Annotated in this window: 3 protein-coding genes; 1 reads left to right on the top strand and 2 read right to left on the bottom strand. The window is 58.7% G+C overall.

Features of this window, described 5'->3' with window-relative positions; translation table 11 throughout:
* Positions 1-186 precede the first annotated feature (186 nt).
* On the top strand, positions 187-849 hold the full coding sequence (locus tag B5X69_RS20395) for a TetR/AcrR family transcriptional regulator (RefSeq protein ID WP_079640296.1): 663 nt from the start codon (positions 187-189) through the stop codon (positions 847-849).
* Between the two features lie 196 nt (positions 850-1,045).
* Here B5X69_RS20395 and B5X69_RS20390 read toward each other — a convergent pair whose 3' ends face one another.
* The gene (locus B5X69_RS20390) at positions 1,046-2,047 is read right to left on the bottom strand and encodes an alpha-ketoacid dehydrogenase subunit beta (RefSeq protein WP_079640295.1); all 1,002 of its coding nucleotides are present in this window, start codon (positions 2,045-2,047) and stop codon (positions 1,046-1,048) included.
* Positions 2,044-3,030, bottom strand: coding sequence for a thiamine pyrophosphate-dependent dehydrogenase E1 component subunit alpha (locus B5X69_RS20385; RefSeq protein WP_079640294.1), 987 nt, complete (start codon positions 3,028-3,030; stop codon positions 2,044-2,046). The genes B5X69_RS20390 and B5X69_RS20385 overlap by 4 nt, the downstream gene beginning before the upstream one ends.
* Between the last annotated feature and the right edge of the window lie 421 nt (positions 3,031-3,451).

The raw sequence follows: 3,451 nt of genomic DNA, 5'->3' as shown, positions 1-3,451 counted from the left end.
GGTTCCACCACTACAACACCGTCCATCCGCATCGCGCACTTGGCTACCTCGCCCCGCGCGAATACATCGTCCAATCAACCAGTGAGGAACTGTCCGGAAATTAAGGGGCAACGACATCGAACTTGTTCAGAATCCCGATTATGCTATGACGGATTATATCATATGACACTGACTTACGGGTGATCCATGGCGCTAAAGCAAAAGACGTCAAAGGGAAGCGCGACCAAGGGAGAAGGTGAGCTCCGCGCCGGGCTGAAGGAGTTTACCCGCAGCCGAATTTCCGATGCTGCTCTCAAGCTGTTCAGAATAGAGGGGTTTCGTTCGACCACCGTCGAACAAATTGCAGAGCTTGCAGGGACCACGGTTCCAACTTTTTATCGTCACTTCAAAAGCAAGGACGACCTGTTCGAACCGCTTCGCGATCATCTAAACACTGAGGTCGAGCAGGTACTAACAAAACTCGACGAAGTCGATGTAACCAATCGAGCTGCTGTGCGAAGCTGGCTGGATTCCTATATGGTCATGTGGACACGGATGCATCGCTTGTGCGAGGCATACTGGGAAGCTGTCTATATCAGCGAAGACAACTCGCGCGACGTTCTGCCAATTGCCATGAACCTGGCCCAGGTGATGCAGAATGTTCTAAGGCGCGTCGATCCGGCCTTGCGCCCCCAGATGGAGTTGAACCTCAGCTTTCTGATCATGTCGATTGATCGGTTCATCGGCGTCGTTGCAGTCGAGGACAATCCGAACAAGGCAAACATGATCATGGACCAGATGGCGCAGTTCGTTTGGGCCATCCTCAACAATGGCACGCCGCTCGCCGTTGCGGCCAAGAAGGCAAAGTAAACGGCGAGGTGTAGGAGGCCTGTCGCGGATCCATCGACCAGGCGATCGCACCGATGATGGTCTGATTGCGGTACCATGCAGCAAGTCGTCGTAGAGGGAGGAATTGCTGCTCGTCCGCCATGGCAGACGAGCAGCCGGATAGCTATTTGTCTTCAGGCTCGGGGATCCATTCAAGGGAGGCTTGGGCGGTTGATGTCTACGCCATCAGCCCGATTACTTCATCGGCGATCTGCCTGGCACTTGGCGCATAGGCCGATTCCAGGGGTTTCGAATAGGGTACAGGCGCGTATGGCGCCCCGAGCCGGGCGACAGGAGCCTTGAGCCGGCCGTAGAATTCCTTCGAAACGACGGCGGCAATTTCAGCCCCCACGCCGAACTGTGCGACCGCTTCATGGACGACGCAGCAACGGCCTGTCTTGCCGAGCGAAGCGAATACGGCCTCCTTGTCCCAAGGGACGACCGTCCGCAAGTCTATCACTTCTACTGAAATGCCCTCTTCTTCGACCATGGCGGCGGCGGCCAGCGCATCGTTGACGATGCGCGAGTAGCTGACGATCGTGACGTCGCTGCCCTCCTTGACCACTTTTGCCGTGCCGATTGGAACGACATGGCCCGGTTCGGGGGCATCGCCCTGCGTCCAGGCGCTTGGCAGGTTTTCAATGTAGATCACCGTATCGGGATCGTTGATTGCCGCGCGCATCAGTCCGTATGCATCCGCAGGGTTCGACGGTGCGACCACCTTCAAGCCTGCCGAATGCGCGAACCACGCCTCGAGGTAATCGGCATGTTGGCCACCCGAACCCATGCCGACGCCGGTCATGGTGCGCACCACCATCGGCACATGCGTTTGGCCTCCGGACATGAAACGCAGTTTTGCAGCGTGGTTGACGATCATGTCCATCGCAACGGTCGTGAAGTTCATCAGCATGATCTCGGCCACCGGCTTGAAGCCAACGAGGCTCGCACCGATCGCCGCGCCGATGATAGCCTGCTCCGCGATAGGTGTGGATTTGACCCGCTCTTCGCCAAACCGGGATGACAAGCCCTTGGTTACCCCAATGACGCCGCCTTCTTCCGGGTCGGCGACATCCTCGCCCAGGACGAGCACCATGTCGTCCTCGGCCATCGCGTCGGCAATGGCGGCGTTGATGGCCTGGATGTTGGTGACCCGCTTCATCTTTGTGGCGCTCTCGCTCATGCTGCCGGTCCTTCCGCGTAAACATCCGTGGTGAGCTCGCTCAGTTCAGGGAACGGCGATGCCAAGGCGAATTCGACTGCCTCGTCGATCTGACGTTCAATCTCCGCTTCGATTGCGGCTAGTTCGTCTTCCGAGGCGATGCCTTCGGAGATGAGGCGGGCCCGGAAAATTGGGACGGGGTCTGCCTCGACTGCAGCCGCCTTCTGGGCTTTGTTCATGTAGTTATCGGCATCGCCGAAGACATGGCCTTGGAAGCGAAACGTCATCGCCTCGATCAGAGTAGGTCCCTCACCTGCGCGGGCCCGGTCGACAGCCTGCTTGGCGGCCTTGAACATGGCGATCGGGTCATTGCCGTCCACCCGGACGCCAGGCATGTCGTAGCCCGCCGCACGATCCGCGATGCGCTTGACAGAAGTTGCGCGCTCGTAGCTGGTATGTTCGCCGTAGAGGTTGTTCTGGCACAGGAAAATCACCGGGAGCTTCCACAACGAGGCGAGGTTCAGGCTCTCGTGGAAAGCGCCGATGTTCGACGCGCCATCACCAAACGTCGCCACTGCCACGCGGCCGTTTTTCAGAATGCGAGATCCCCAGGCTATGCCATTGGCAATCGGCATCGACGATCCGACGATGCCGGTGGTGACCATGATCCCCTTCTTGGGATAGGTCAGGTGCATGGGGCCGCCCTTGCCCTTGCAAGTGCCGTCCACGCGACCCGCCACTTCCGCCCAAAGGTCTTTCAGCGGCATGCCCTTGGCCAGCATGTCGTGGATGCCTCGATAGATCGTTACCAGGTAGTCGTCGTCGTTCAGCACGGCCGACATTACGGACGGGATTATTTCCTGCCCTCGGTAGCTGTAGTAGGGCATCACCAAGCGCCCGGCGAGGATCACCTTGCGGCTTCTTTCATCGTTCGCCTTGAGCAAAGCAACCCGCCGGTAGATCTCAAGCTGCGTTGGCCCGTCGGGCCCTGCGTTATCCGTCACGTGCAACCTCCACCCACAATTCGTCTGTCAGGAAAGCCATTCGCACCCATCGTGGCGCGCGATCTCGAGCCCGATAACAGCGACGGACTAACGTCCCGCTGCATGGCCTTTGCAATCATAATTCATATAAACGAGTCGTAACACTTCCTAACGCATAGTTCGGCGGACTTGCCCTGTAAAGCCTGAAGCGGATCCTGCACCGGCAACAGTTCATGTGTGAGGGCGCTATCCCGAGCGCTTCCGCAGGCATGCCCACGCCGGCCAGATCGCTCACGCTTGCGTTCCGCGAGCCCGGCTATCGCGAGGGCGCGCACAAGGCGGGTAGCTGCTGCGCGACAAACAAGGTGAGAATTGCCGACAAACAGGGGCTCATCCGCAAATTTGGTGCAGCCTGGCCGACGAGGCCTTTGGAAGCCTGATC

Source organism: Sphingopyxis flava (assembly GCF_900168005.1).
Lineage (GTDB): Bacteria > Pseudomonadota > Alphaproteobacteria > Sphingomonadales > Sphingomonadaceae > Sphingopyxis > Sphingopyxis flava.
The sequence above is the reverse complement of the archived record's forward strand: the minus strand, read 5'-3'. Positions and strand labels throughout refer to the sequence as shown.

What these genes read in the sequence shown, in the direction of transcription:
- B5X69_RS20395 (WP_079640296.1), top strand. Translation starts at nt 187, where the DNA reads ATGGCGCTAAAGCAAAAGACGTCAAAGGGAAGCGCGACCAAGGGAGAA.
- B5X69_RS20390 (WP_079640295.1), bottom strand. Translation starts at nt 2,047, where the DNA reads ATGAGCGAGAGCGCCACAAAGATGAAGCGGGTCACCAACATCCAGGCC.